This window comes from Burkholderia arboris, assembly GCF_038723655.1.
Lineage (GTDB): Bacteria > Pseudomonadota > Gammaproteobacteria > Burkholderiales > Burkholderiaceae > Burkholderia > Burkholderia arboris.
On the sequence record NZ_CP109822.1, the window covers coordinates 3,246,137 to 3,269,529 of the forward strand.

The 23,393-nt window shown below is 67.2% G+C and carries 23 protein-coding genes; 14 read left to right on the top strand and 9 right to left on the bottom strand.

The genetic code is table 11. The features are described from left to right. The first annotated feature begins 37 nt into the window (after positions 1 to 37). The 7 genes from osmF (at position 38) to OHZ10_RS32025 (ending at position 5,653) form a co-directional block, all read left to right on the top strand. Positions 38 to 961, top strand: a complete 924-nt coding sequence (gene osmF / locus OHZ10_RS31995) for a glycine betaine ABC transporter substrate-binding protein OsmF (RefSeq protein ID WP_174993854.1) — start codon at positions 38 to 40, stop codon at positions 959 to 961. Next, entirely contained in the window at positions 958 to 2,136 is a 1,179-nt protein-coding gene (locus OHZ10_RS32000) for an ABC transporter permease (RefSeq protein ID WP_174993855.1), read from the top strand. The genes osmF and OHZ10_RS32000 overlap by 4 nt, the downstream gene beginning before the upstream one ends. Beyond that, positions 2,133 to 3,080: an ABC transporter ATP-binding protein gene (locus OHZ10_RS32005; RefSeq protein ID WP_342705351.1), complete on the top strand. Its 948-nt coding sequence runs from the start codon at positions 2,133 to 2,135 to the stop codon at positions 3,078 to 3,080. The genes OHZ10_RS32000 and OHZ10_RS32005 overlap by 4 nt, the downstream gene beginning before the upstream one ends. Continuing rightward, on the top strand, positions 3,077 to 3,844 hold the full coding sequence (locus OHZ10_RS32010; protein ID WP_256087189.1) for an ABC transporter permease: 768 nt from the start codon (positions 3,077 to 3,079) through the stop codon (positions 3,842 to 3,844). Before OHZ10_RS32005 ends, OHZ10_RS32010 begins: the two co-directional genes overlap by 4 nt. Before the next feature lie 32 nt (positions 3,845 to 3,876). Further along, positions 3,877 to 4,272, top strand: a complete 396-nt coding sequence (gene arr / locus OHZ10_RS32015) for an NAD(+)--rifampin ADP-ribosyltransferase (RefSeq protein WP_059239122.1) — start codon at positions 3,877 to 3,879, stop codon at positions 4,270 to 4,272. Between the two features lie 272 nt (positions 4,273 to 4,544). Continuing rightward, positions 4,545 to 5,222 carry a lytic transglycosylase domain-containing protein gene (locus tag OHZ10_RS32020; protein ID WP_256087188.1) on the top strand — a complete coding sequence of 226 codons (678 nt, stop codon included), beginning with the start codon at positions 4,545 to 4,547 and terminating at the stop codon, positions 5,220 to 5,222. A gap of 26 nt (positions 5,223 to 5,248) precedes the next feature. Continuing rightward, positions 5,249 to 5,653: a lysozyme inhibitor LprI family protein gene (locus OHZ10_RS32025; RefSeq protein WP_059239118.1), complete on the top strand. Its 405-nt coding sequence runs from the start codon at positions 5,249 to 5,251 to the stop codon at positions 5,651 to 5,653. Positions 5,654 to 5,682: 29 nt separating this feature from the next. On the opposite strand, the gene OHZ10_RS32030 is transcribed toward OHZ10_RS32025, so the two are convergent. Then, the gene (locus OHZ10_RS32030) at positions 5,683 to 6,558 is read right to left on the bottom strand and encodes a LysR family transcriptional regulator (protein ID WP_059239116.1); all 876 of its coding nucleotides are present in this window, start codon (positions 6,556 to 6,558) and stop codon (positions 5,683 to 5,685) included. Positions 6,559 to 6,728: 170 nt separating this feature from the next. On the opposite strand from OHZ10_RS32030, the gene OHZ10_RS32035 reads away from it, so the two are divergent. Beyond that, entirely contained in the window at positions 6,729 to 7,841 is a 1,113-nt protein-coding gene (locus OHZ10_RS32035) for an alkene reductase (RefSeq protein ID WP_174993858.1), read from the top strand. A 30-nt stretch (positions 7,842 to 7,871) separates the two neighbouring features. On the opposite strand, the gene OHZ10_RS32040 is transcribed toward OHZ10_RS32035, so the two are convergent. The 8 genes from OHZ10_RS32040 to OHZ10_RS32075 all read right to left on the bottom strand — a co-directional run bounded on the left by OHZ10_RS32040 (position 7,872) and on the right by OHZ10_RS32075 (position 16,785). Further along, positions 7,872 to 9,224 carry a HipA domain-containing protein gene (locus OHZ10_RS32040; protein ID WP_340625712.1) on the bottom strand — a complete coding sequence of 451 codons (1,353 nt, stop codon included), beginning with the start codon at positions 9,222 to 9,224 and terminating at the stop codon, positions 7,872 to 7,874. Further along, complete coding sequence (locus OHZ10_RS32045) at positions 9,224 to 9,550, bottom strand: helix-turn-helix domain-containing protein (RefSeq protein ID WP_059239109.1); 327 nt, start codon at positions 9,548 to 9,550, stop codon at positions 9,224 to 9,226. Before OHZ10_RS32045 ends, OHZ10_RS32040 begins: the two co-directional genes overlap by 1 nt. A gap of 208 nt (positions 9,551 to 9,758) precedes the next feature. Continuing rightward, positions 9,759 to 10,199, bottom strand: a complete 441-nt coding sequence (locus OHZ10_RS32050; protein ID WP_059239107.1) for a dihydroneopterin aldolase — start codon at positions 10,197 to 10,199, stop codon at positions 9,759 to 9,761. After that, the gene (locus OHZ10_RS32055; protein WP_342705353.1) at positions 10,196 to 10,828 is read right to left on the bottom strand and encodes a sarcosine oxidase subunit gamma; all 633 of its coding nucleotides are present in this window, start codon (positions 10,826 to 10,828) and stop codon (positions 10,196 to 10,198) included. Before OHZ10_RS32055 ends, OHZ10_RS32050 begins: the two co-directional genes overlap by 4 nt. Continuing rightward, positions 10,818 to 13,829, bottom strand: a complete 3,012-nt coding sequence (locus OHZ10_RS32060) for a sarcosine oxidase subunit alpha family protein (RefSeq protein WP_342705354.1) — start codon at positions 13,827 to 13,829, stop codon at positions 10,818 to 10,820. The genes OHZ10_RS32055 and OHZ10_RS32060 overlap by 11 nt, the downstream gene beginning before the upstream one ends. After that, on the bottom strand, positions 13,826 to 14,125 hold the full coding sequence (locus OHZ10_RS32065) for a sarcosine oxidase subunit delta (RefSeq protein WP_059239102.1): 300 nt from the start codon (positions 14,123 to 14,125) through the stop codon (positions 13,826 to 13,828). Before OHZ10_RS32065 ends, OHZ10_RS32060 begins: the two co-directional genes overlap by 4 nt. 14 nt (positions 14,126 to 14,139) lie before the next feature. Next, positions 14,140 to 15,384, bottom strand: a complete 1,245-nt coding sequence (locus OHZ10_RS32070) for a sarcosine oxidase subunit beta family protein (protein WP_006480591.1) — start codon at positions 15,382 to 15,384, stop codon at positions 14,140 to 14,142. 15 nt (positions 15,385 to 15,399) lie between these two features. Next, positions 15,400 to 16,785 carry an L-serine ammonia-lyase gene (locus OHZ10_RS32075; RefSeq protein ID WP_059239100.1) on the bottom strand — a complete coding sequence of 462 codons (1,386 nt, stop codon included), beginning with the start codon at positions 16,783 to 16,785 and terminating at the stop codon, positions 15,400 to 15,402. Positions 16,786 to 17,070: 285 nt separating this feature from the next. Between OHZ10_RS32075 and OHZ10_RS32080 the strand changes: the two genes are divergently transcribed. From OHZ10_RS32080 to OHZ10_RS32105, 6 genes are all read left to right on the top strand, one after another. Continuing rightward, positions 17,071 to 18,138: a GlxA family transcriptional regulator gene (locus tag OHZ10_RS32080; protein WP_059240910.1), complete on the top strand. Its 1,068-nt coding sequence runs from the start codon at positions 17,071 to 17,073 to the stop codon at positions 18,136 to 18,138. A 190-nt stretch (positions 18,139 to 18,328) separates the two neighbouring features. Beyond that, the gene (locus OHZ10_RS32085; RefSeq protein WP_342705355.1) at positions 18,329 to 19,033 is read left to right on the top strand and encodes a FadR/GntR family transcriptional regulator; all 705 of its coding nucleotides are present in this window, start codon (positions 18,329 to 18,331) and stop codon (positions 19,031 to 19,033) included. Between the two features lie 70 nt (positions 19,034 to 19,103). Further along, a complete protein-coding gene (gene ltnD / locus OHZ10_RS32090; RefSeq protein WP_059239096.1) occupies positions 19,104 to 19,994 on the top strand; it encodes an L-threonate dehydrogenase in 891 nt (296 codons plus the stop codon). A gap of 19 nt (positions 19,995 to 20,013) precedes the next feature. Continuing rightward, on the top strand, positions 20,014 to 21,303 hold the full coding sequence (gene otnK / locus OHZ10_RS32095; protein WP_342705356.1) for a 3-oxo-tetronate kinase: 1,290 nt from the start codon (positions 20,014 to 20,016) through the stop codon (positions 21,301 to 21,303). After that, on the top strand, positions 21,300 to 21,938 hold the full coding sequence (locus OHZ10_RS32100) for an aldolase (protein WP_059239092.1): 639 nt from the start codon (positions 21,300 to 21,302) through the stop codon (positions 21,936 to 21,938). The genes otnK and OHZ10_RS32100 overlap by 4 nt, the downstream gene beginning before the upstream one ends. 117 nt (positions 21,939 to 22,055) lie before the next feature. Continuing rightward, positions 22,056 to 23,381 (top strand): MFS transporter, encoded by a 1,326-nt coding sequence (locus tag OHZ10_RS32105; protein WP_059240909.1) that lies wholly within the window; start codon positions 22,056 to 22,058, stop codon positions 23,379 to 23,381. Positions 23,382 to 23,393 lie beyond the last annotated feature (12 nt).

A 23,393-nucleotide genomic window follows, 5' to 3' on the forward strand; every position in this document is an offset into this window, starting at 1 on the left:
CTTTCGGCGTACGCCCCCGTCCTGGAGATTGGCCCCGATGAAGCTCGCCCTGCCCGCCCGGATTCTGGGCCTCGCGTTCGCCGCCGCCATCGTCGCGCCCGGCGCGCACGCCGACACGCCCGTCGTGGTGTCGTCGAAGATCGACACCGAAGGCAACCTGCTCGGCAACCTCATCGCGCAGGTGCTGAAGGCCCACGGCATTCCGGTCACCGAAAAGATCGCGCTCGGCGCGACGCCGATCGTGCGCAAGGCGCTCACGAGCGGCGAGATCGACATCTACCCCGAATACACGGGCAACGCCGCCTTCTTCTTCAACAAGGCCGACGACCCGGTGTGGAAGAACGCCGGACAAGGCTACGACACCGCGAAGAAACTCGACTACGCGGCGAACCATCTCGTGTGGCTTGCACCGGCACCCGCGAACAACACGTGGGGCGTCGCGCTGCTCGCACCCGTCGCGCAATCGCAGCACCTGAAGACCTTCTCCGATTTCGGCAAATGGGTGGCCGGCGGCGGCAAGGTGAAGCTCGCGGCATCGGCCGAATTCGTGAACAGCGCGTCGGCGCTGCCGTCGTTCGAGAAGGCGTACGGCTTCAAGCTGAAGCCCGAGCAGCTCGTCGTGCTGTCCGGCGGCGACACGGCCGCGACGATCAAGGCCGCCGCGAACCAGACCGACGGCGTGAACGCCGCGATGGTCTACGGCACCGACGGCGGGATCGCGTCGAGCGGCCTCGCGGTGCTCGACGACGACAAGCACGTGCAGCCCGTCTACGCACCCGCGCCGGTGATCCGCGAAGCCGTGCTGAAAGCGCACCCCCAGATCGCCGACTACCTGAAGCCGGTGTTCGCGAGCCTCGACCTGAAAACGCTGCAATCGCTGAACGCCCGCATCCAGATCAACGGCGAGCCGGCCGCCGGCGTCGCGAAAAGCTACCTGAAAGCGAAGGGCTTCGTGAAATGACGGATCGCGCGGCGGCGTCCGCGCGGCGCGTGACACTCGACAAGGTCGGCATCCTGATCGGGGTACTCACGATCGTCGCGGTGTTCGGCCTGCCGTTCGCGGTGCTGCGGCCGAACCGGATCGCGGCCGGCACCGGGCTGTCGGTGTTCGCCGCGCTGCCTGCGATGCAGGGTGCCGCGCTCGCCGCACTATGGACCGCCGGCGCGCTGTGGGCGATGACGGCGAGCCGTCCGGCATGGCGGCTCGCGGCCGGCAGTGCCGGGCTCGCCACGCTCGCGTACGCGGCCGGTGCGGCCGCGACGCACGTCGTCGCGGCCGACGACATGCTGGCCCGCGTCTCGCCCGATGCGGGCGTCTGGCTGCTGCTGTTCGCATGGGCCGTGCTCATCGCCGACGCGCTCGCCCGCCTCGCGTTCGGCCCGTGGCGGCGCCTCGTCGCACTCGTCGTCGCCATTGCAGCGATTTCGGTGCCGCTCGCAAGCGGCTGGTGGGACGGCCTCTCCGTGATGCGCGAATACGCGGTGCGCAGCGACGATTTCTGGCGCGAGGCGCTTCGTCACGTGTCGCTCGCGGGCGGCTCGGTCGCCGCCGCGCTCGTCGCGGGCCTGCCGCTCGGCATCGCATGCGCGCGGATCGCGGCCGTGCGGACCGTCGCGATGCCCGTGCTCAATGTCGTGCAGACCATCCCCAGCATCGCGATGTACGGGCTGATGATGGCGCCGCTCGGCCTGCTCGCCGCGCACGTGCCGCTCGCGGCCGCGCTCGGCATCCGCGGGATCGGCGTCGCGCCGGCCTTGCTTGCGCTGTTCCTGTACTCGCTGCTGCCGATCGCATCGAGCGTCGTGGTCGGGCTCGAACAAGTGCCGCCGCACGTGACCGAGGCGGCGCGCGCGATGGGCATGACGCGCGTGCAGCGGCTGCTGCGCGTCGATCTCGTGCTCGCGCTGCCGGTGATCCTGAGCGGCGTGCGCATCGTGCTCGTGCAGAACATCGGCCTGACCGCGGTGGCCGCGCTGATTGGCGGCGGCGGATTCGGCACCTTCATCTTCCAGGGGATCGGGCAATCGGCCGCCGATCTCGTGCTGCTCGGCGCGATCCCGACAATCGCGCTCGCACTGGCGGCCGCCGTCGTGTTCGAAGCCGCGACGTCGCTCGCGAAGGGGCGTGCAGGATGATCGAGATCGAACGGGTCGGCAAACGCTTCGGCGATGTGACTGCCGTCGACGACGTGTCGCTGACGATGCAGCGCGGCACGATCACTGCGCTCGTCGGCGCATCGGGCAGCGGCAAGTCGACGCTCTTGCGCATGATCAACCGGCTGATCGCGCCCACCAGCGGCACGATCCGCATCGACGGCGTCGATACCGCGACCGTCGCACCCGAGCAGTTGCGGCGCGGCATTGGCTACGCGATCCAGGGGCATGGCCTGTTCCCGCACTGGAGCGTCGCGCGCAACATCGCGACCGTACCGCGCCTGCTCGGCTGGTCGTCCGATCGCATCGATGCACGCGTGAACGAACTGCTCGAGCTGTTCCATCTCGCGCCGGCCGAGTTCGCAGGCAAGTTGCCGCACGAACTGTCGGGCGGCCAGCAGCAGCGCGTCGGCGTGGCGCGCGCGCTCGCGGCCGAGCCCGCGATGCTGCTGATGGACGAGCCGTTCGGCGCGCTCGATCCGATCATCCGCAACAAGGCGCAGGACGACCTGTTCGCGTTGCAGCGCCGCCTCGGCATCACGGTCGTGATCGTCACGCACGACATCGAGGAAGCGCTGAAGCTCGGCGACACGATCGCGGTAATGGACGGCGGACGGCTGCTGCAGGTCGCGACGCCGGCCGAGATTCTCGGCAAGCCGGCGGCCGGCGTCGTCGAGCAGCTCGTCGCGGGCGTGGACCGGCCGCTGCGCCTGCTCGCGCTGACGCCGATCGAGACGGTGGCCGAACCCGGTCATGCCGACGGCGAACCGATCGCCGCGACGCGCACGCTGCGCGACGCGGTATCCGAGTTGCTGTGGCGCGGTGTCGATGCGTTGCCCGTCGACGATGGCGGCCGCAGCAACGCACGCCGCGCGCGCCGCATCACGCTCGACGCGATCCGCGCGCACGCGAGGAAGCCCGCATGACGGCGCACGGCAGCGTGCGGCCCACGCGTTCGGCGCTTCCCGCGTACGTCGCGCGCGCGGCGGCGCTCGCGCTGCTGCTCGTGTTGCTGTTGCGCCCCGCATGGCTGCAGGGTTGGTTCGCGCCGTTCGCAGACAATGGCGCACCCGTTATCTACGATCGCGCGAGCCTGCTCGATCTCACGCTCGCGCATCTCGGCACGGTCGCGCTGTCGAGCCTGATCGGCACGATCGTCGCGGTCGCGGCCGGCATCGCGGTCACACGGCCGTCCGGCGCGGATTTCCTGCCGCTCGCGCGCAGCGTCGTCGACATCGGCCAGACCTTCCCGCCCGTCGCCGTACTCGCGCTCGCGGTGCCGGCCGTCGGCTTCGGATTGAAGCCCGTGCTGATCGCGCTCGTACTGTATGGGCTCCTGCCGGTTTTCGAGAGCACGATCGCGGGGCTCGAGGACGTGCCGCGCGACGTCGTCGATGCCGCACGCGGCATGGGGATGAGCAGCTGGCAGCAACTGGTGTCGGTCGAGCTGCCGCTCGCGTTTCCGGTGATCGTCAACGGGATCCGGCTCGCGGTCGTGATCAATCTCGGCACCGCGACGATCGGCTCGACGGTCGCCGCGCGCGGGCTCGGCGACGTGATCATCGCGGGCCTGCAAACATCGAACACCGCGTTCGTGCTGCAAGGCGGCGTGATCGTCGGACTGCTCGCGGTGCTCGTCAGCGATGCGATCGGCGCGATTGCACGGGTGGCGAGCGCGCAGCGCGCCTAGAAGCCGTTGCGAAATTTTTCGAAGGAGAAGCCATGGCTGTCATCGACACCGGCCCGTTTTTTCACGGCACGAGAGCGGATTTGCGAATCGGCGACTTGCTGACAGCCGGCTTCAGATCGAATTATCGGGACAACGTCGTGATGAATCACGTTTACTTCACGGCCCTGCCCAAGGGCGCCGGCCTTGCCGCGGAAATGGCCAGAGGCGACGGCAAGCCGCGGGTCTACATCGTCGAGCCCGCCGGAGCATTCGAAAACGACCCGAACGTCACGGATAAAAAATTCCCGGGCAATCCAACGCGATCGTATCGAAGCACACTGCCCTTGAAAATCATCGGCGAACTCGATAGCTGGGAACCCTACGATCCGGAGTTCATCCAGCAGCTCAGGATCCGCATCGAGACCGGCACGGGCGAGATCATCAACTAGCGCTCCGTTCGGCCAATTCTCGAACAACGCCTGGACTGCAGGCGGAATGGGGCAAGCGAGCCAACGACATGCCCGCGATACGGCGGAGGCGTCCCGGGAAAGGACGAAAACGCCCGTTTCTTCCGGACTCCGATGCGTGTCCGTGCAACGATCGGCTTGTCGATCACCGCGAACGCCACAAACCTACACATCGCTTTCATTCGAGCCGGCGCTCGACCACCCGCCGCGATTGGCCGATATACTATGCGCCTCCCATTTCCCCGCACTCGACCATGCGACGACGGTTTCTCTGGCTGATCGTGCTTTCGCTCGGCATCGCGCAACAGGCATCGGCGCAGCAAGCGCCTGCACTGCCTGCGTCCGCGCCCGAAGTGGCCGCATCGATGCCGCCCGTTGCCTCCGCGCCGCTCGCGAACGCCAACGATCAGCCGAACGAAGCAAACCGCCGCATCACGTCCTACCTGACGAAGAAGTTCGGCGTCGCGAAGGAACGCGCCGCGAAGCTCGCCGATATCGTGAGCGTCACTGCGACGAAATATTCGCTGCCGCCAGCACTCGTTTACGCCATTATTTCGATCGAATCGCGCTTCCAGGAAAAGGCGCGTGGCCAGCATGGCGCCACGGGGCTGATGCAGGTCGTGCCAGCCGCGCATCGCGGCATGCTGCGCAACGTGAAGGATCTGACCGAGCCGAATGCGAACGTCGAAGCCGGTTCCGCGATCCTGTCGGGCTACGTGAGGGCGGCCGGCGGCAACGTGCAGGCCGGCTTGAAGAGCTACGGCGGTTCCAACGCGTATGCGGCAAAGGTGATGCAGCGGGTCGATTCGTTCCGGTTCGTGCTCGAACCCGACGACGACGCGAAAGCCGCCAAAGCGCCGAGCGACACGAAGGCCCGCCTGATACCGGTCAGCGATACGTCGCCCCCTGCGTCGGCGCGCAACAGTCAGTAAGCGCCCCCTTCTCGACGGTGCCGCGCATGCGCCACGCGATCCGACTCGCCGCCCGCTTCCTTGCCATCGCCGCGCTGACAACCGGCCACGCTTTCGCCGCCGCCGATTGCGAACAGCAAGGCCCGACGATGGACAACGTGCGGGCCTGCATCCTCGACCACAACCATCAGGCAGTCGACAGCGCGTACCAGTCGCTCGCGCGCAAGCTCGAAGCGCGCAGCCCCGACGCAGCCAGCGCGCTCGCGAAGTCGCAGGCCAGCTGGACCCGCTTCGCCAGCGACACCTGCGACTACGTAAAAGCCGCCAATCCCGGGCCGATGATCCCGAACGACGCGTGGATGAACTGCTGGGTCGATTTCAGCCAGGCGCGCGTGCGCATCCTGAACAAATGGGCCGCGCAAGCGGACGCGCCGCCATCGGCGCAAAAGTGACCTGAGAACGGGCGCGGCGCGTGCCCCCGTCACGCCGGTGCGAAATGCGCGCGCAGAAACTCGATGAAAACCTGCGTTTTCGCGGGCAGCAAACGCGTTTCGGTCATCGCGAAGACGGGCACGAGCGCCCCCTCCCATTCAGGCAGCACGCGCCGCAACCGGCCGGCGGCGACGTCGTCGGCCACCACTTCCTCCGGCAGCTGGATGATCCCCGCGTCATGCACGGCCAGTTGCCGGTTCATGCCCACGCTGTTCACGACGAACCGCCCGCCCACCGGCACCTCGACTGCCTGCTCGCCGCGACGCAGGGTCCAGGTGGCGACGCGCTGCACGCTCAAGCACTGGTGCCGCGCCAGGTCGCCCGGTTCGAGCGGCTCGCCCGCACGTTCGAGATAGCGCGGCGACGCATACAGGTAGTTGCGGAACGTCGCGAGCCGCCGCGCGACGAGTTGCGAATCCGCCGATTCGCCGATCCGGATCGCGACGTCGAACGGCTCGCTCACGAGGTCGACGCGCCGTGACGTCAGCTCGAAATCGAAGGTGAGCTTCGGGTAGCGGTTCGCGAATTCGACGATCAACGGCGTCAGGTAGATCACCGCGAAATCGACCGGAAACGACGCACGCAACACGCCGGCGGGTTCGGCCAGCAGCCCGCCGAGCTGCTCGTGCGCGAGCCGCGCCTCGTCGACGATGCGCTTGCAGCGCTCGAAATACAGCTGCCCGGCTTCCGTCAGCTCGATTCGGCGCGTCGTGCGGTGCAGCAGCCGCAGGCCGATCGCCTTTTCCAGCGCGCCAATGCGCCGCGACAGCGTCGAATTCGGCATCCCCAGCGCCTGCGCGGCGCTGCGAAAGCCGCGCGCCTTCACGACTTCCACGAACAGCGCCATGTCGTTCAGCAGTTCCATGCCCAGTGCTCCATCGATGGATCAATGTTCTCCACGAGACCTACTTTATCTCGAAAAAGGAGCAATGGATGATGCAGGTATGGCGTCACGGCCGGCACAACGTGCGCGACCCTCGCCCGATGCGGCACCACCCCGGTGCCGTCGTCCGAACTTCGATGAGGAAATACGCGATGAAACCGCTTTTCGTTCCCGCTCAAGCCGGCCAGGCAGCGCCGCGACTGTTCGCCCCGGTCCGCGTCGGCCGCTACGACCTGCAGAACCGCCTGGTCATGGCGCCGATGACGCGCAGCCGCGCCGCATCCGACGGCACGCCCGGCGCATTGGCCGCCGAGTACTACGCGCAGCGCGCGGACCTCGGCCTGATCGTCAGCGAAGGCACCCAGCCGTCTGACGACGGCCAGGGCTACCTGACGACGCCCGGCATCTACACCGATGCGCACGTCGCCGGCTGGAAGGCGGTCAGCGAGCGCGTACACGCGCGCGGCAGCCGCCTGTTCATCCAGTTGATGCACGTGGGACGCATGTCGCACCCCGACAATACGCCGCACCATCGCCAGGGCGTCGCGCCTTCCGCGATCGCGCCGGGCGTGCCGATGTTCACGATGAAAGGGATGCAGGAGATTCCGGCGCCGCGCGCGCTGACGACGGACGAAGTGCGCGGCACCGTGAACGACTTCCGCGTTGCCGCGCGCCGCGCGATCGAGGCCGGCGCCGACGGCGTCGAGATCCACGGTGCGAACGGGTATCTGGTCCAGCAGTTCTTCGCACCGAACGCCAACACCCGCACCGACGCGTACGGCGGCCCGATCGAGAACCGCGCGCGCTTCGCGATCGAGGTGGCCGGGGCGATCGCCGACGAGATCGGCGCGGACCGCACCGCGATCCGCCTGTCGCCGGGCACGACGCTGTGGGGCATCGACGAAGGTCCGGAAAGCGCTGACCTGTATCGCCACCTTGCGACGGCACTCGACCGGCTCGGCCTCGCGTACCTGCACGTGATGCACCAGGGCGACGAACCGCTGCTCGCGGACCTGCGCACACGCTGGAACGGCACGCTGATCGTGAACCGGCCGGGCCGCACGCGCGATGCGATCGGCACGGATGTCGCGACGGGCCTCGCCGATCTCGAAGCGTACGGCCAGATGGTGCTCGCGAATCCGGATTTCGTGACGCGGCTGAAAACGGGCGCACCGATGAACGACGCGCAGCGCGACACGTTCTTCGGCGGCGATGCGCGCGGGTATGTCGACTATCCGGCGTTGAACGGGACGGCTGCGGCTTGACGCGCCCGCACGGCGCAATGCCGCGGCGCCTCACAGAAGATCGACGTTGACCTTGGCAATCACGGGTGCGATACGCAGCGTCTTTTCGGCCTGATCGCATATGCAGTCCGAAATATTTCGCACCCACTCGCGCTCCTCGTCCGTGTACACGTCCGACTCGGCCAACTCGGGAGCCAGCTTCCTGGCCAGCGTCGCCATCTTCGTCAATTCGCGTGCGACGAACGCCGGCCGGATGTGCACGCGATGCGCAAAATCCGCCAACGCGAAAGCGGTCAGTTCCTCGGGACGGAATACGTCACCGTAAGCCATCGCCATGTCCTGGACATATGCGTCGCCGTACACATTGACGCAAACGAGATCGTAAAGCGGCGCGGGAGCGAGACCGCCGCTACCGACAAAAAACGAAATGTTCTTGCCGTGTGCGTCGCTGTTGCCGATCAGCAATTGCAGCAGCGCCCAGCGCAACATCGCCGAGCGCGCGGCGGCCGGAGTCTCGAGACACGGTGCCAACGAAAACAGCTTCTCGAAGCTCACGCCCTCTCGAATATTGCGGACGTCCGCATTGTTCCCGAGGTTGCGTTCGTACTTGAGCGTTGCCGGCAAATCCAGTGCCTGGCATCCATCGATGATGTGGAGGCGCCGCACTGCACGGACACGCTGCGGATCCCCCGGTTCGATCGTCACGATCCGGTCGAATCGCTCGACAAGCAGAATGGGTTCGGGAATGCGCCGCATCTCGACATGCGCCACCGGCAGCCCCATTCGGGCAGCCAGCGTCATGCAGAAATGTTCGTTGGCAACCATGAACGGGGCGTGCGGATTGCGGGACTCGGGCTTCAGGATATGCGTGCTGCTGAGCGCCCCCTCGACGAGCGCGAATTGCTCGCCCTCGACCAGTACCTGCAGTTTGTCCTGATGACCAGCAATCGACAGGCGAACCCGGTCGTCCCAGACGGGAAATGGAATTGCGTCTCGCTTGCGAATCCGGTCGGTCAACTCCTCCGCGGATATCACACGCCGCACCGGTTCGACGGCCTCCGGCGCCTGCACATCGGCACCATCGTCGGGAACGAAGCTCAACGCACCGACTGGCTCTTTCCCAAGCATGCGGATCAAGCCAAAGACGTTGTCCTTCGATATCTGATACATCGCCGCGGCCACTTCGAGCGCGCGGCCCTCGGGCAGCAAATTGCCGATGAAGCGCTGGACCGCGCCCGCGGGAAGCGGGCCGCCGTCGAGCGGAATGCACGGAGACAGTGAAAACGCGTCGGCGCGCGCCTGCCACGACGGATCGTACGCAAAACCGTAGTCGTCCTGACGGGCGTCGTAGGTCAACCGGCCGACCGGCGAGCCGTTGGTCGAAATGCTCAGGCGATGGACCATCAGGCCGACTCCTGCGACCCTGGCGCAACAGCCTGCGATGCCATGTGTTCGTGCAACGCCTTGCGGGCGACGGGGACGTCGCGTTTCGGCACGACAAGCAGATTGAGACCCAGGCCGTCGAGCACCTTGAACAATTTATCGAGGCTCACCGCCCGGCCGTTTTCCAGCCGGGACAGCACGTCCTTTGAGACACCGAGCATATCGGCCGCGTCGTCGATCCGCATCTGGTTCTGCGCTCGCCGGTTGCGCACGAGCGCCCCCAGCGCGGCCAGATCCAGTGCCAGCGGATCGGGGTTCGCAATCGGGCGAGGTAAGGTACGAGCCATAATTCCGGAATTCCAGGAACAAAGTGGCGCCAGCCAGGTTTGGCACCATTGTTACGAAAACACCAGAACTATACTCGCAAAAGCTTCAGGCCGCCGATTGTTCTTGTATTTCAGGAACAAAGCAACCCGAACTCCCAGCCCTCAAACTATTCTCATATTTCAGGAATTACTGTTCTCGACGAACCGGGACGACCGCGCTGCCTAGACCTCAAAGCTGCCCAGCCGCCCCCGTCCACCGCAGGTAATCGCCGCGTGTCCAGTCGAGCGATACGCCGACGCGCTTCGTCCCGGGCCGGATCTTCGGCTTGTACACCGACAGCGTCAGCGACTCCAGCGCCGGCCACTCACGGAACGACAGCACCGCGATATCGGCGACGAGCGTTTCGAGCAGCCGCGTATGCGGCTTGTGCGACAGGAACGACGCGACACGCGCGCAATAGCCGTCGTAGTCGATCCACTCGCCCTGCTCGCTCGGCTCGCAGCGATACCCCAGCCGCGCATCGATCACGATCGGCTGCGGCGATTCATGCTCGTGCGCATGAATGCCGATCCGCGCGGGTACTTTCAGTTCGTCGACGAACACGCTCCAGCCGCGCCCGCGCAGGCGCGGCGCGTCGATCGCCACGAACGGTTCGTCGAACGGCTTCATGATGCGAGCGGCGCCGCGGCGTCGAGCATGATGCGCACGAAATAGTCGGCGAAGCTGCGACGCAGGACGATCTCGAACGTGTCGTCGCCGGTCGGGATCAGCGTGATCGGCGACTTGAAGTAGTGCGACTGCGCGCACTGGCCCGGCTTGAACACGCGCGGATGCAGATCGAGCGGGCAGCCGCGCGCGATCACGTCGCGCACGCGTTCGCCGCTGATCTCGACGACCGTATAGCCGCTGCCGACATCGACGGCCGCCGCATACGCACCCTGCACGGCCTCCGCCAGCTTCGCCTCGAGCACGCCCGCCTGAACGGGCCCGTTCGACCGCACGAGCCATTCGTCGGGGCCGAGCCACAGCACGTCGTAATCGGCGCCACGTGCGACCGTGTTCGGCTGCGCGGGCGGCCGGCAGCCCACCACGCGCTCGAACGCGCTGACGAACGCCGGATCGCTCAACTCGCCGCGCACGTTGACGAGATCGAGGAACGGCCGCTCGCGCAGCATGAACTTCTTCGACGCGCGCGCCTGGTGCGGCTTCAGCACGTCGGCCGCACCGACGAACGGCGATTCAAGCGTCACGCCGCCCGCGCCCGCCACCTGCTTCTGGTTTCTCGTTTCATTCCACATGCTGGCGCACCCCTTCGGTATCGTAGAAAACCGGGCTCGAGATCTTCGCGGTGATGCGCTTGCCGTTGGCCAGCGGAATCACGACGCTCTCGCCCATCTTGTTCAGGCCGCCCTTCACCACCGCGAGCGCGATCGAGCGCTTCAGGATCGGGCTGTAGTAGCTCGACGTCACGTGGCCGATCATCGGCGTCGGATCGACCGCCGACACCTGCGTGTCCTTCGCGATGATCTGCGCGCCTTCCGGCAGCACGAACTGTTCGTCTTCGGTCAGGAGGCCGACGAACTGCTTGCGGCCCTCCTTCGCGGTATCGGAGCGCGTCAGCGAGCGCTTGCCGAGGAAGTCCTTCGACTTCGCGACGACCCCGCCCATCCCGAGGTCGTACGGCGTGATCGAGCCGTCGGTATCCTGGCCGACGATGATGTAGCCCTTCTCCGCGCGCAGCACGTGCATCGTCTCGGTGCCGTACGGCGTGATGTCGAACTCGGCACCTGCCGCCATCAGCGCTTCCCACACCGCGCGGCCCGCGTTCGCCGGCACGTTCACTTCATAGGCCAGCTCGCCCGAGAAGCTGATCCGCATCACGCGCGCCTTCGCGCCCGCGACGGTGCCGTTCCGGTAGCTCATGAACGGGAACGCCTCGTTGCCGAAGTCGATGTCCTGGCACACCTTCTGCACGACCTTGCGGCTCTTCGGGCCGACCACCGCGAACGTCGCCCAGTGATCGGTGACGGACGCGAGCCGCACCTTCATGTCGGGCCATTCGGTCTGCAGCCAGCGCTCGAGCCACGTGAGCACGCGCGCGGCGCCGCCGGTGGTGGTGGTCATCATGAAATGCTGGTCGGCGAGGCGCACGGTCACGCCGTCGTCGAACACCATCCCGTTCTCGTCGAGCATCAGCCCGTAGCGGCACTTGCCGATTTCGAGCTTGTTCCACGGGTTCGTGTACATCCAGTTCAGCAGCTTCACCGCGTCGGGGCCCTGGATGTCGATCTTGCCGAGCGTCGACGCGTCGAGGATGCCGACGCTGTTGCGCACCGCGAGGCATTCGCGCTTCACGGCCGCATGCAGGTCTTCGCCGTTCTTCGGGAAATACCACGGCCGCTTCCAGTTGCCGACGTCCTCGAACGCCGCGCCGTGCTCGACGTGCCATTCGTGCACGGCCGTCTTGCGGATCGGGTCGAGGAAATCGCCCGTCTCGCGGCCGGCGAAGGTCCCGAACGACACGGGGGTGTAGTTCGGGCGGAACGTCGTCGTGCCCGTTTCCGGAATCGTCTTGCCGAGCGCGCCCGCGAGAATCGCCATCCCGTTGATGTTGCCGAGCTTGCCCTGGTCGGTGCCGAAGCCCATCGCCGTGTAGCGCTTCACGTGCTCGACCGACTCGAAGCCTTCGCGCGCGGCGAGCAGGATGTCGGCAGCCGCCACGTCGTTCTGGAAATCGACGAACTGCTTCGGCCCGCGTGCGGCTGCCTCGCGGCTGCCGACGAGCCACAGCGGCTGCAGTGCGCCTTCGACCGCTTCGGCGACTTGCGGTGCGGCCGGACGCTGCGCGGCCGCGAAGCCCGCGGCCTTCGCTGCTTCCGCGCCTGCATCGACGGCGAGCCGCAGCGCGCGCGCCAGGCCGAATTCGCCGGCCGCCGCACCGATGCTCGCTTCCGCCTGCACGGGCTTGCCCGGCAGGAAGCACGCCTTTTCGTCGTTCCAGCAAGCCTTGCCGCCCGACTGCGCGAACAGGTGCAGCACCGGGCTGAACCCGCCCGACATCGCGACGAGGTCGCACGGCAGCGTCTGCAGCTTGCCGCCCACCTGGCCGTTCGAGAGGGACGCGACGTCGACCGACGATACGCGCCACTTGCCCGATGCGGCCGTGACGACCGCGCCGCTCATCACCGTCACGCCCTGCCGCTTGGCCGCAGCCGGCAGCGCGCCGTTCGACGAGGCGCGCGAATCGACGACCGTCACCTTCGCGCCGCATGCCTTCAGGTCGAGCGCGGTCTGGTACGCACGATCGTTGTTCGTGAACACGACCGCGTTGCGGCCCGGCAGCACGCCGAAGCGATGCACGTAGGTCGATACCGCGCCGGCGAGCATCACGCCCGGCAGGTCGTTGTTGCCGAACACGATCGGACGCTCGTGCGCACCGGTCGCGAGGATCACGCGCTTCGCGCGGACCTTCCACAGCAGTTCGCGCGTGCCCTTGCGCATCGACACCGGCAGGTGATCGGTCAGGCGCTGCGTGACCGTCACGAGGTTGTGGTCCTGGTAGCCGAACGCGGTGCTGCGCGACAGGATCGTCACGTCGGGCAGCTTGCGCAGTTCGGCCTCGATCTTCTCGACCCACTGCAGCGCGGGCTTCGCGTCGATCTCCGCGCGGCACGACAGCAGGCTGCCGCCGAGTTCGCGCTGGTCGTCGACGAGGATCACGCGCGCGCCGGCCGTCGCGGCCGCATGCGCGGCGGCGAGGCCCGACGGGCCACCGCCGACCACGAGCACGTCGCAATGCGCGTAGTACTTGTCGTAGCGATCGGCGTCGAGCACTTCAGGCGCCTTGCCGAGGCCGGCCGCTTCGCGGATCTTCTCTTCGTACTTCGGCCACATGTTGCGCGGCCACATGAACGTCTTGTAGTAGAACCCGGCCGGCATGAAGCGCGAGAACTTCTGGTTGATCGCGTACTTGTCGTTCTCGAGCGTCGGCTCGGCGTTCACGCTCGTCGCGACGAGCCCCTGGTACAGCTCGATCTCGGTCGCGCGCGCGTTCGGCACGGTATACGGGCCGGACTCGAGCTGCACGACGGCATTCGGTTCGGCCACATCCGCCGTCACGATCCCGCGCGGGCGGTGGTACTTGAAGCTGCGCGCGACGAAGTGCACGCCGTTCGCGAGCAGTGCGGACGCGAGCGTGTCGCCCTGGAAGCCCTGGTACGTGCGGCCGTTGAACGTGAACGTCAACGGAATCGCGCGATTGATCCGGCCACCGGTGCCGAGACGGTCTTTCTGGCTCATTTGCTCGTACCCTCTTCGTGTGCGTTGCCGGCAGCGGCGCCACCGAATTTTTCGTAGCCCTTGATATCGTAGGTCACCGTGTCGCGCGTGACCTTGAACCAGCGGCGGCAGCCCTGCGTGTGCAGCCATTGCTCCTTGTGCAGCCCGCGCTTGTTCTCGCGCATGAACACGTACTCGCCCCATTCGCGGTCGGTCATGTTCTCGTTCGCGACCGGGCGCACGATGTCGGCTTCACCGCCGCACGAGAACTCGGATTCGGCGCGCGGCCCGCACCACGGACATTCGATCAGCAACATGTGTTTCTCCTCGTTCAGTGCGCGACGGCGGCAGCGCCGTGCTCGTCGATCAGGTGGCCCGTGTAGAAGCGGTCGAGCGCGAACGGCGCGTTCAGCGGATGCGGTTCGTCGCGGGCGATCGTGTGCGCGAACACCCAGCCCGAGCCCGGCGTCGCCTTGAAGCCGCCGGTGCCCCAGCCGCAGTTGAAATAGAGGCCCTTCACGTCGGTCTTGGTGATGATCGGGCACGCGTCCGGCGACACGTCGACGATGCCGCCCCACTGGCGGTTCATCCGCACGCGCGAGAACACCGGGAACATCTCGACGATCGCCTGCAGCGTGCTTTCGATGATGTGGAAGCTGCCGCGCTGGCCGAAGCCCGTGTACTGGTCGATGCCCGCGCCGATCACGAGGTCGCCCTTGTCGGACTGGCTGATGTACGCGTGCACCGCGTTCGACATGATCACCGAGTTGACGACCGGCTTGATCGGCTCGGACACCAGCGCCTGCAGCGGGTGGCTTTCGATCGGCAGGCGCACGCCGGCCATGTCGGCGAGCGTCGTCGTGTTGCCGGCCGCGACCACCGCGACCTTCTTCGCCTTGATGAAGCCCTTCACCGTATCGACGCCGACCACCGCGCCGCCTTCACGGCGAATGCCCGTCACCTGGCAGTTCTGGATGATGTCGACGCCGGCGCGGTCCGCACCGCGCGCGAAGCCCCACGCCACCGCGTCGTGACGCGCGACGCCTGCACGGCGCTGGATCGATGCGCCAAGCACCGGATAGCGGCTGTTCAGGTTGATCGTCGGCTCGATTTCCTTGATCTGCGCGGGCGTCAGGAATTCCGCGTCGACGCCGTTCAGCCGGTTCGCGTTCACGCGGCGCTCGGTGTCACGCACGTCCTGCAGCGTATGGGCCAGGTTCATCACGCCGCGCTGGCTGAACATCACGTTGTAGTTCAGGTCCTGCGACAGGCCTTCCCACAGCTTCATCGCCTTCTCGTACAGCGCGGCCGATTCGTCCCACAGATAGTTCGAGCGCACGATCGTCGTGTTGCGCGCGGTGTTGCCGCCGCCGATCCAGCCCTTCTCGAGGATCGCGACGTTCGTGATGCCGTGTTCCTTCGCGAGGTAGTACGCGGTTGCGAGGCCGTGGCCGCCGCCGCCGACGATCACGACGTCGTATTCCTTCTTCGGTTCCGGGCTCTTCCACTGCTTTTCCCAGTTCTCGTGATACGAGAGGCCGTTGCGGAACAGGCTGAATATCGAGTAGCGGCTCATGTTAGTGATCCTTCGTTAGCATTCGATGACGTTCACGGCGAGACCGCCGCGCGACGTTTCCTTGTATTTCGTCTTCATGTCGGCGCCGGTTTCGCGCATCGTCTTGATCACGGAATCGAGCGATACGTAGTGCTGGCCGTTGCCCTTGAGCGCCATGCGCGACGCATTCAGCGCCTTGATCGCGCCCATCGCGTTGCGCTCGATGCACGGGATCTGCACGAGCCCGCCGACCGGGTCGCAGGTCATCCCGAGGTTGTGCTCCATGCCGATCTCGGCCGCGTTCTCGACCTGGTCGGGCGTGCCGCCCATCACGGCGGCGAGCGCGGCGGCGGCCATCGAGCACGCAACGCCGACCTCGCCCTGACAGCCGACTTCCGCGCCGGAGATCGACGCGGTTTCCTTGTAGATGATCCCGATCGCCGCGGCCGTCAGCAGGAATTCGACGATGCCGGCTTCGTTCGAGCCCGGCACGAATTTCACGTAGTAGTGCAGCACCGCGGGGATCACGCCGGCCGCGCCGTTGGTCGGCGCGGTGACCACACGCCCGCCGGCCGCGTTCTCTTCGTTCACGGCCATCGCATACAGGTTGACCCAGTCGAGCATCGACAGCGGGTCGCGCAGCGACTCTTCCGAACGGGCGCGCAGGTGGCCGTTCATCTCGGCCGCGCGGCGCTTCACGCGCATCGGGCCCGGCAGGTCGCCCTCGACCTTGCAGCCGCGCTCGACGCAGGCGGCCATCGTGCGCCAGATCGCGAGCAGCCCGGCGCGCACTTCGTCGGCGGAGCGCAGCGCGCATTCGTTGCGCATCATCAGCTCGGCGATCGACAGCCCGTGTTCGCGGCACTGCCGCATCAGGTCGTCGCCGGTGCGGAACGGGTAAGGCACCTCGACCGCCGCGCGCACGCCGTTCACGCGATCGCCGTCGCGGTTCACGACGAAGCCGCCGCCGACCGAGTAATACTCTTTCTCGACGAGCAGCTGGCCGTGCTCGTCGAACGCCTGGAAGCGCATCCCGTTCGGGTGCACGATGCTCGTGCCGCTCATCAGCTTGCGATAGAAGCCGATGTGTTCCTTTTCCTCGAAGCGCACCGTCTGCTTGCCGAGCAGCGACAGCGACTTCTCGGCGCGGATCGCGGCGAGGCGCGGCTCGATCAGGTCCGGATCGATCGTGTCGGGCAGGTGGCCCTCGAGGCCGAGCAGCACGGCCTTGTCGGTGCCGTGGCCCTTGCCGGTCGCGCCGAGCGAACCGTACAGCTCGACCCGCACGCGGCGCACGAAGCCGAGCAGGTTCGCGTCCTCGACGTGCGACGCGAAGCGGCACGCGGCGATCATCGGGCCGACCGTATGCGAACTGGACGGGCCGATACCGATCTTGAACAGGTCGAACGCGCTGACGTTCATCTGGCTTCCTCTGGGTGGCATGCGTGAAATGTCGTTGGGCATCAGTACATCAAAGCGTAAAATCGGCCGATAGAACAAAAACGGCATCGGCGTGGGATAGCGCCGCCAAACCCCGCACCGGCCGGGCCGGAAGTGCGTTTTGGCGATGGTTCGCGACGAAAAACCACAAGTCCGGCCGCAGCCGATCGGCGACGCTGGCTGCATCCGTGCCGCCCCGGCAGCCGTAACCTGCAAACAGAGTGAAACGAGTGAGACCGCCCGCCCGGCGTGACGAGATTGGCCGCGATGACACCCGACGTACCCGCTTCCCCCCTCGCTGAACCTGCGCCGCAGCGCATCCGCTTCGGCATCGTGCTGCTGCCGAACTTCACGCTGACGGCCTTCTCCGGCTTCGTCGACATGCTGCGGCTGTCGGCCGACGACGGCGACTACAGCAAGCCCGTGCGCTGCGCGTGGAGCGTGATCGGCGAGACGCTCGCGCCGGTGCGCGCGAGTTGCGGGATCCAGATCACGCCGTGGGAGACGTTCGACGCGGCCGAGCCGTTCGATTACGTGGTGGTGGTCGGCGGGCTGCTGCATTCGGGGCCGCAAGCCGGCCCTCAAACGCTCGACTTCATCCGCCGCGCGGCGGCGCGCGGCGCGACGATCGTCGGGATCTGCACCGGCGTGTTTACGCTGATGCGCGCGAACGTGCTCGACGACTACCGCACCTGCGTGAGCTGGTTCCACTACTGGGATTTCATCGAGCGCTTTCCGTCAGCCGATCCCGACCTGCTGATCGCCGACCGGCTGTTTGTGATCGACCGGCGCCGGATCACCTGTTCTGGCGGCCGTGCGTCGATCGACGTCGCCGCCGCGATCCTGCTGCGCCATTTCGATCACGCCACGGTGCAGAAAGCGTTGCGCATCCTGCTCGTCGGCGAGATGCAGAAAGGCAACGCGCCGCAACCGCATCCGCCGGGCCTCGAACCGGCCACGCACCCGAAGGTCAAGCGCGCGATTCTCCTGATGGAACAGCATGTCGGGCGCGCGCTGCCGCTCGAGGAACTCGCGTGCAAGCTCGATCTGTCGACGCGGCAGCTCGAGCGGCTGTTCAAGGCCGAGACCGGCAAGAGCCCGCAGGCGTTCGCGAAGCAGGTGCGACTGCGCACGGCCGCGTGGCTGCTGACGAGCTCGGACCGCACGGTCGCCGATATCGCGTCGAGCTGCGGATTCGCCGACGCATCGCACCTCGGGCGCGAATTCCGCAAGCAGTTCGGCGTGCCGCCGGCGACCTACCGCGAACGCGGCGGCGAAGTGGCCGAAGCCGCCGAACCGGCGGCGGCCGATCCCGTCGAGGACATCGCCGACTGACGGCCACGGGGCACCCACCCCTTCCCTGACCGACCGCCGAACGACACACGTTCGCACCGGTTTCGATTCATTTGGAACCGGTTCCAATCAATTTGGCCGACGTTGCGCGTCGGAAATCGAGGGTTATCCCGGATGCTGATACTATTTCAAATTTGTATGATGACCACATCACCTTACAAACCTGAGCATCATGTTCGAGAAAATTCCCGCCCGTGCGATGAGCGACCATGTCGCGCAGCAACTGCTCAAGCAGATCGAAGCCGGCAGTTTCTCGGCCAGCGGCAAACTGCCGACGGAAGCGGTGCTCGCGCAGGAATTCGGCGTGAGCCGCACCGTGATCCGCGAGGCGATCTCGCGGCTGAAGAACGAAGGCGTGGTCGAACCGCGCCAGGGCAGCGGCGTGTTCGTGAACCAGCACGGCGCGATCCGGCCGCTGCGGATCGATTACGCGGAAGCCGTCGAAGCGAGCTCGCTGCCGCACCTGCTCGCGGTGCGCCGCGCGATCGAGGCTGAAGTCGCAGCCGAAGCCGCGCTGCACCACACCGCCGACGACATGGCGGACATCGACGACGCGCTGCGCAAGATCGACGATGCGGTGGCCGAAGGGCGCGACGGCGTCGCGGAAGACGTCGCGTTCCATCGCACGATCGCGGCCGTCACCGGCAACCCGTATTTCCTGAAGACGCTGCAGTTCCTGAACCAGTACCTCGAAGCCGGCGTGAAGGTCACGCGGCGCAACGAGGCGACGCGCGAGGACTTCTCGCGCCAGGTGCGTGAAGAACACGCGGCGATCGCCGACGCGATCCGCTCGCGCGACCCGGTGGCCGCGCGCAACGCGGCGCGCACGCACATGTACAACGCCGCCCGCCGTCTCGCGGAAGCCGGCATCTGCTGAAGCCGGCGGCCGCTGCCCGGCCGGGCGCCGCCGCCGTCACGAACCTCTCCCGAATCGATCAAGGTTGACCATGTCACGAAATGTTGGAGTCATCGGCCTCGGCGCGATGGGCCTCGGCGTCGCACGCTCGCTGCTGCGCGCCGGCCTGCGCGTCCACGCATGCGACGTGCGCGACACCGTGCTGCAGGCGTTCGCCGCCGAAGGCGGCGTGGCCTGCGCGACGCCGGCCGAACTCGGCGCGCAGTGCGACGTCGTCGTCACGCTCGTCGTCAATGCCGCGCAAACGGAAACGGTGCTGTTCGGCGAACACGGCGCGGTCGCGGCGATGAAGCCGGGCGGCGTCGTGATCGCAAGCGCGACCGTCGCGCCGGAATTCGCGGTCGCGCTCGGCGCACGCATCGAGGCCGCCGGCCTGCAGATGCTCGATGCGCCCGTGTCGGGCGGCGCCGCGCGCGCGGCCTCCGGCGAGATGACGATGATGACGTCGGGCCCGGCCGCCGCGTACGCGGGCTGCGAAGACGTGCTCGCCGCGATCGCCGGCAAGGTCTATCGCTTGGGCGACGCGCACGGCATCGGCTCGAAAGTGAAGATCATCAACCAGCTGCTGGCCGGCGTGCATATCGCGGCGGCGGCCGAAGCAATGGCGCTCGGCCTGCGCGAAGGCGTGGACGCCGATGCGCTGTATGACGTGATCACGCACAGCGCAGGCAATTCGTGGATGTTCGAGAACCGCGTGCCGCACATCCTGAACGGCGACTACACGCCGCTGTCGGCCGTCGACATCTTCGTGAAGGATCTCGGCCTCGTGCTCGATACCGCGCGCCGCAGCAAATTCCCGCTGCCGCTGTCGGCCACCGCGCACCAGATGTTCATGAGCGCATCGAGCGCCGGCCACGGCGGCGAAGACGACTCCGCCGTGATCAAGACTTTCCCCGGCATCACGCTGCCGCCCGCCCGCTGATTCGAACGACGTTGCTGCCATGACCGCTACCGCTTCCCGTCCCCTGCTCGGCTGCATCGCCGACGATTTCACCGGCGCGACCGATCTCGCGAACATGCTCGTCAAGAGCGGCATGCGCACCGTGCAGACGATCGGCGTGCCCGCCGACGGCGCCGCGCTCGATGCCGACGCGATCGTCGTCGCGCTGAAGTCGCGCACGATCCCCGCGGCCGACGCCGTCGCGCAATCGCTCGCCGCGTACGAATGGCTGCGCGCGCAAGGTTGTCGCCAGTTTTTCTTCAAGTACTGCTCAACGTTCGACTCGACCGGCGCGGGCAACATCGGGCCCGTGGCCGACGCACTGCTCGATGCGGCCGGCGGCGGCTTCACGATTGCGTGCCCGGCGTTCCCGGAGAACGGCCGCACGATCTATCGCGGCCACCTGTTCGTCGGCGACGTGTTGCTGAACGAATCGGGCATGGAAAACCATCCGCTCACGCCGATGAAGGACGCGAACCTCGTGCGCGTGCTGCAGCGGCAGACGAAGTCGGCGGTCGGCCTGATCCGCTACGACACGATCGCGCTCGGCGCGGCTGCCGTCCGTACGCGGATCGAACAGCTGCGTGCGGAAGGCGCGCGCTTCGCGATCGCCGACGCGCTGTCGGACCGCGACCTCTACGTACTCGGCGAAGCGTGCGCGGGCCTGCCGCTCGTCACCGGCGGCTCGGGCATCGCGCTCGGCCTGCCCGCGAATTTCCGCCGCGCGGAGCAACTGCCCGAGCGCGACAACGCGGCATCGCTGCCGCGCATCGACGGGCTGTCGGCCGTGCTCGCCGGCAGCGCATCGAAAGCCACCAACGCGCAGGTCGCCGCGTGGCGCGCGACCCGGCCGAGCTTCCGCATCGATCCGCTCGCGGCGTCGCGCGGCGAACCCGTCGTCGACCAGGCGCTCGCCTTTGCGCGCTCGCACCTGCCGCAACCCGTGCTGATCTACGCGACCGCGACGCCCGACGAAGTGAAGGCCGTGCAGCACGCGCTCGGCGTCGAGGCGGCCGGCCATCTCGTCGAAAGCACGCTCGCGGCGATCGCCCGCGGCCTGCGCGAACTCGGCGTGCGCAAGTTCGTCGTTGCCGGCGGCGAAACGTCCGGCGCGGTCGTCCAGGCGCTCGACGTGAAGTCGCTGCAAATCGGCGCGCAGATCGATCCGGGCGTGCCGGCCACGGCCACCATCGACGCGCAACCGCTCGGCCTCGCGCTGAAATCCGGCAACTTCGGCACGACGGACTTTTTCGACAAGGCGCTGCGCGCGCTGGACGGAGCCGAGCGATGAGCAACGAAGCGAAACTGCGCGAAGAGATCTGCGTGGTCGGCGCGAGCCTGTATGCGCGCGGCCATGCGGTCGGCAGCGCCGGCAACATCAGTGCGCGCCTGCCTGACGGCTGGCTCATCACGCCGACCGACGCGTGCCTCGGCCGGCTCGACCCGAACGACATCGCGAAGGTCGGCACGGACGGCCAGCCCGTATCGGGCGGCAAGCCGTCGAAGACGCTCGCGCTGCATCGCGGCATCTACGCGCGCAACGCAGAAGCGAACGGCATCGTCCACACGCATTCGACGCACCTCGTCGCGCTGACGCTCGCGGGCGTGTGGCGCGACACCGACGTGCTGCCGCCGATCACGCCGTACTACGTGATGAAGGTCGGCCACATTCCGCTGATCCGCTACCGGCGCCCTGGCGACCCGGCCGTCGCCGCCGAAGTCGCGGCACTGGCCGGTCAGGTGCGCGGCGTGCTGCTCGAGCGCCTCGGCCCCGTGATGTGGGGGCCGTCGGTATCGCAAGCGTCGTATGCGCTCGAAGAGCTCGAGGAAACGGCACGGCTGTGGCTCATGACGCAGCCGAAGCCCGAGCCGCTGTCCGACGCTGCGCTCGACGAACTGCGCCAGACCTTCGGCGCGCGCTGGTAACCCGGCGCGCGTCACGCACCGATTACCATGCCCGCCGTGTGCGCGGGCCCTTCCGTCAGCACACACACGATCCGGCGGCGTACGCGCCGCCGGCACACGATATTCATGGAGACGACGATGACTGCTCTCGACGCGGCCGCAAGCCGCTCGCCCGCCGCGCCCGCCCATGCGGCCGAACTCGACCGCACCTACAAGAAAGTGTTCTGGCGCATCGTGCCGTTCCTGATGCTCTGCTACGTGGTCGCGTATCTCGACCGCGTGAACGTCGGCTTCGCCAAGCTGCAGATGTCGCAGGATCTCGCGTTCAGCGAAACCGTGTTCGGACTCGGCGCGGGCATCTTCTTCCTCGGCTATTTCCTGTTCGAATTGCCGAGCAACATGCTGATGCACCGCCTCGGCGCGCGCATCTGGATCGCGCGGATCATGATCACGTGGGGCCTGTTGTCCGCGCTGTTCGCGTTCGTGAAGACGCCGACGCAGTTCTACGTGCTGCGCTTCCTGCTCGGCCTCGCGGAAGCCGGCTTCTATCCCGGCGTGATCCTGTACCTCACGTACTGGTTCCCGTCGCATCGCCGCGCGAAGATCATCGCGGTGTTCATGTCCGCGATTCCCGTGTCGGGCATCTTCGGCAACCCGCTGTCGGGCTGGATCATGGAGCGCTTTCACGGCGGCTCGGGCTTCCACGGCTGGCAATGGATGTTCATGATCGAGGCCGTGCCGGCCGTACTGGTCGGCATCGCGACGATCCTGTATCTCGACAACAGCATCCGCGGCGCGAAGTGGCTCGACGAGCGCGAGAAGCAGCTCCTCGAGGACGAGATCGCCGCGCAGCCGCAAGAACAGCAGAAGCACGGCCATTCGCTGAAGGCCGTGTTCTCGGACCCGCGCATGTGGTGGATGTCGCTGATCTACTTCGCGTTCGTCACGGGCCAGTACGGCCTCACGTTCTGGATGCCGACGCTCGTGAAATCGACCGGCATCACCGATACGCTCCAGATCGGCCTGCTGTCGGCGATCCCGTTCCTCGTCGCGATCGTCGTGATGAACCTGTTCGGCCACAGCGCGGACAAACGCCGCGAGCGCCGCTGGCACCTGATCGTGCCGGCGCTGATGGGCGCGGTCGGGTTTGCGGTCGCCGCGTCGTACTCGCACAATACGGCGGTGTCGATCGTGTTCCTGTCGCTCGCGGCAGGCGGCGTGCTGACCTGCGCCCCGCTGTTCTGGTCGCTGCCGACCGCGTTCCTCGCGGGCTCCGCGGCGGCGGCCGGCATCGCGATCATCAACTCGGTCGGCAACCTCGCCGGTTTCGCGAGCCCGTACGTGATCGGCTACCTGAAGGACGTCACGCACAGCACGTCGTCCGGCATGTACGTGCTGGCCGCGATGCTCGTGATCGGTGCGATCGCCGTGTGGCTCACGCCCGCGAAACTCGTGAACCGCTGATCCGGCCGCCTT

What these genes read in the sequence shown, in the direction of transcription:
- osmF (WP_174993854.1), top strand. Translation starts at nt 38, where the DNA reads ATGAAGCTCGCCCTGCCCGCCCGGATTCTGGGCCTCGCGTTCGCCGCC.
- OHZ10_RS32000 (WP_174993855.1), top strand. Translation starts at nt 958, where the DNA reads ATGACGGATCGCGCGGCGGCGTCCGCGCGGCGCGTGACACTCGACAAG.
- OHZ10_RS32005 (WP_342705351.1), top strand. Translation starts at nt 2,133, where the DNA reads ATGATCGAGATCGAACGGGTCGGCAAACGCTTCGGCGATGTGACTGCC.
- OHZ10_RS32010 (WP_256087189.1), top strand. Translation starts at nt 3,077, where the DNA reads ATGACGGCGCACGGCAGCGTGCGGCCCACGCGTTCGGCGCTTCCCGCG.
- arr (WP_059239122.1), top strand. Translation starts at nt 3,877, where the DNA reads ATGGCTGTCATCGACACCGGCCCGTTTTTTCACGGCACGAGAGCGGAT.
- OHZ10_RS32020 (WP_256087188.1), top strand. Translation starts at nt 4,545, where the DNA reads ATGCGACGACGGTTTCTCTGGCTGATCGTGCTTTCGCTCGGCATCGCG.
- OHZ10_RS32025 (WP_059239118.1), top strand. Translation starts at nt 5,249, where the DNA reads ATGCGCCACGCGATCCGACTCGCCGCCCGCTTCCTTGCCATCGCCGCG.
- OHZ10_RS32030 (WP_059239116.1), bottom strand. Translation starts at nt 6,558, where the DNA reads ATGGAACTGCTGAACGACATGGCGCTGTTCGTGGAAGTCGTGAAGGCG.
- OHZ10_RS32035 (WP_174993858.1), top strand. Translation starts at nt 6,729, where the DNA reads ATGAAACCGCTTTTCGTTCCCGCTCAAGCCGGCCAGGCAGCGCCGCGA.
- OHZ10_RS32040 (WP_340625712.1), bottom strand. Translation starts at nt 9,224, where the DNA reads ATGGTCCATCGCCTGAGCATTTCGACCAACGGCTCGCCGGTCGGCCGG.
- OHZ10_RS32045 (WP_059239109.1), bottom strand. Translation starts at nt 9,550, where the DNA reads ATGGCTCGTACCTTACCTCGCCCGATTGCGAACCCCGATCCGCTGGCA.
- OHZ10_RS32050 (WP_059239107.1), bottom strand. Translation starts at nt 10,199, where the DNA reads ATGAAGCCGTTCGACGAACCGTTCGTGGCGATCGACGCGCCGCGCCTG.
- OHZ10_RS32055 (WP_342705353.1), bottom strand. Translation starts at nt 10,828, where the DNA reads ATGTGGAATGAAACGAGAAACCAGAAGCAGGTGGCGGGCGCGGGCGGC.
- OHZ10_RS32060 (WP_342705354.1), bottom strand. Translation starts at nt 13,829, where the DNA reads ATGAGCCAGAAAGACCGTCTCGGCACCGGTGGCCGGATCAATCGCGCG.
- OHZ10_RS32065 (WP_059239102.1), bottom strand. Translation starts at nt 14,125, where the DNA reads ATGTTGCTGATCGAATGTCCGTGGTGCGGGCCGCGCGCCGAATCCGAG.
- OHZ10_RS32070 (WP_006480591.1), bottom strand. Translation starts at nt 15,384, where the DNA reads ATGAGCCGCTACTCGATATTCAGCCTGTTCCGCAACGGCCTCTCGTAT.
- OHZ10_RS32075 (WP_059239100.1), bottom strand. Translation starts at nt 16,785, where the DNA reads ATGAACGTCAGCGCGTTCGACCTGTTCAAGATCGGTATCGGCCCGTCC.
- OHZ10_RS32080 (WP_059240910.1), top strand. Translation starts at nt 17,071, where the DNA reads ATGACACCCGACGTACCCGCTTCCCCCCTCGCTGAACCTGCGCCGCAG.
- OHZ10_RS32085 (WP_342705355.1), top strand. Translation starts at nt 18,329, where the DNA reads ATGTTCGAGAAAATTCCCGCCCGTGCGATGAGCGACCATGTCGCGCAG.
- ltnD (WP_059239096.1), top strand. Translation starts at nt 19,104, where the DNA reads ATGTCACGAAATGTTGGAGTCATCGGCCTCGGCGCGATGGGCCTCGGC.
- otnK (WP_342705356.1), top strand. Translation starts at nt 20,014, where the DNA reads ATGACCGCTACCGCTTCCCGTCCCCTGCTCGGCTGCATCGCCGACGAT.
- OHZ10_RS32100 (WP_059239092.1), top strand. Translation starts at nt 21,300, where the DNA reads ATGAGCAACGAAGCGAAACTGCGCGAAGAGATCTGCGTGGTCGGCGCG.
- OHZ10_RS32105 (WP_059240909.1), top strand. Translation starts at nt 22,056, where the DNA reads ATGACTGCTCTCGACGCGGCCGCAAGCCGCTCGCCCGCCGCGCCCGCC.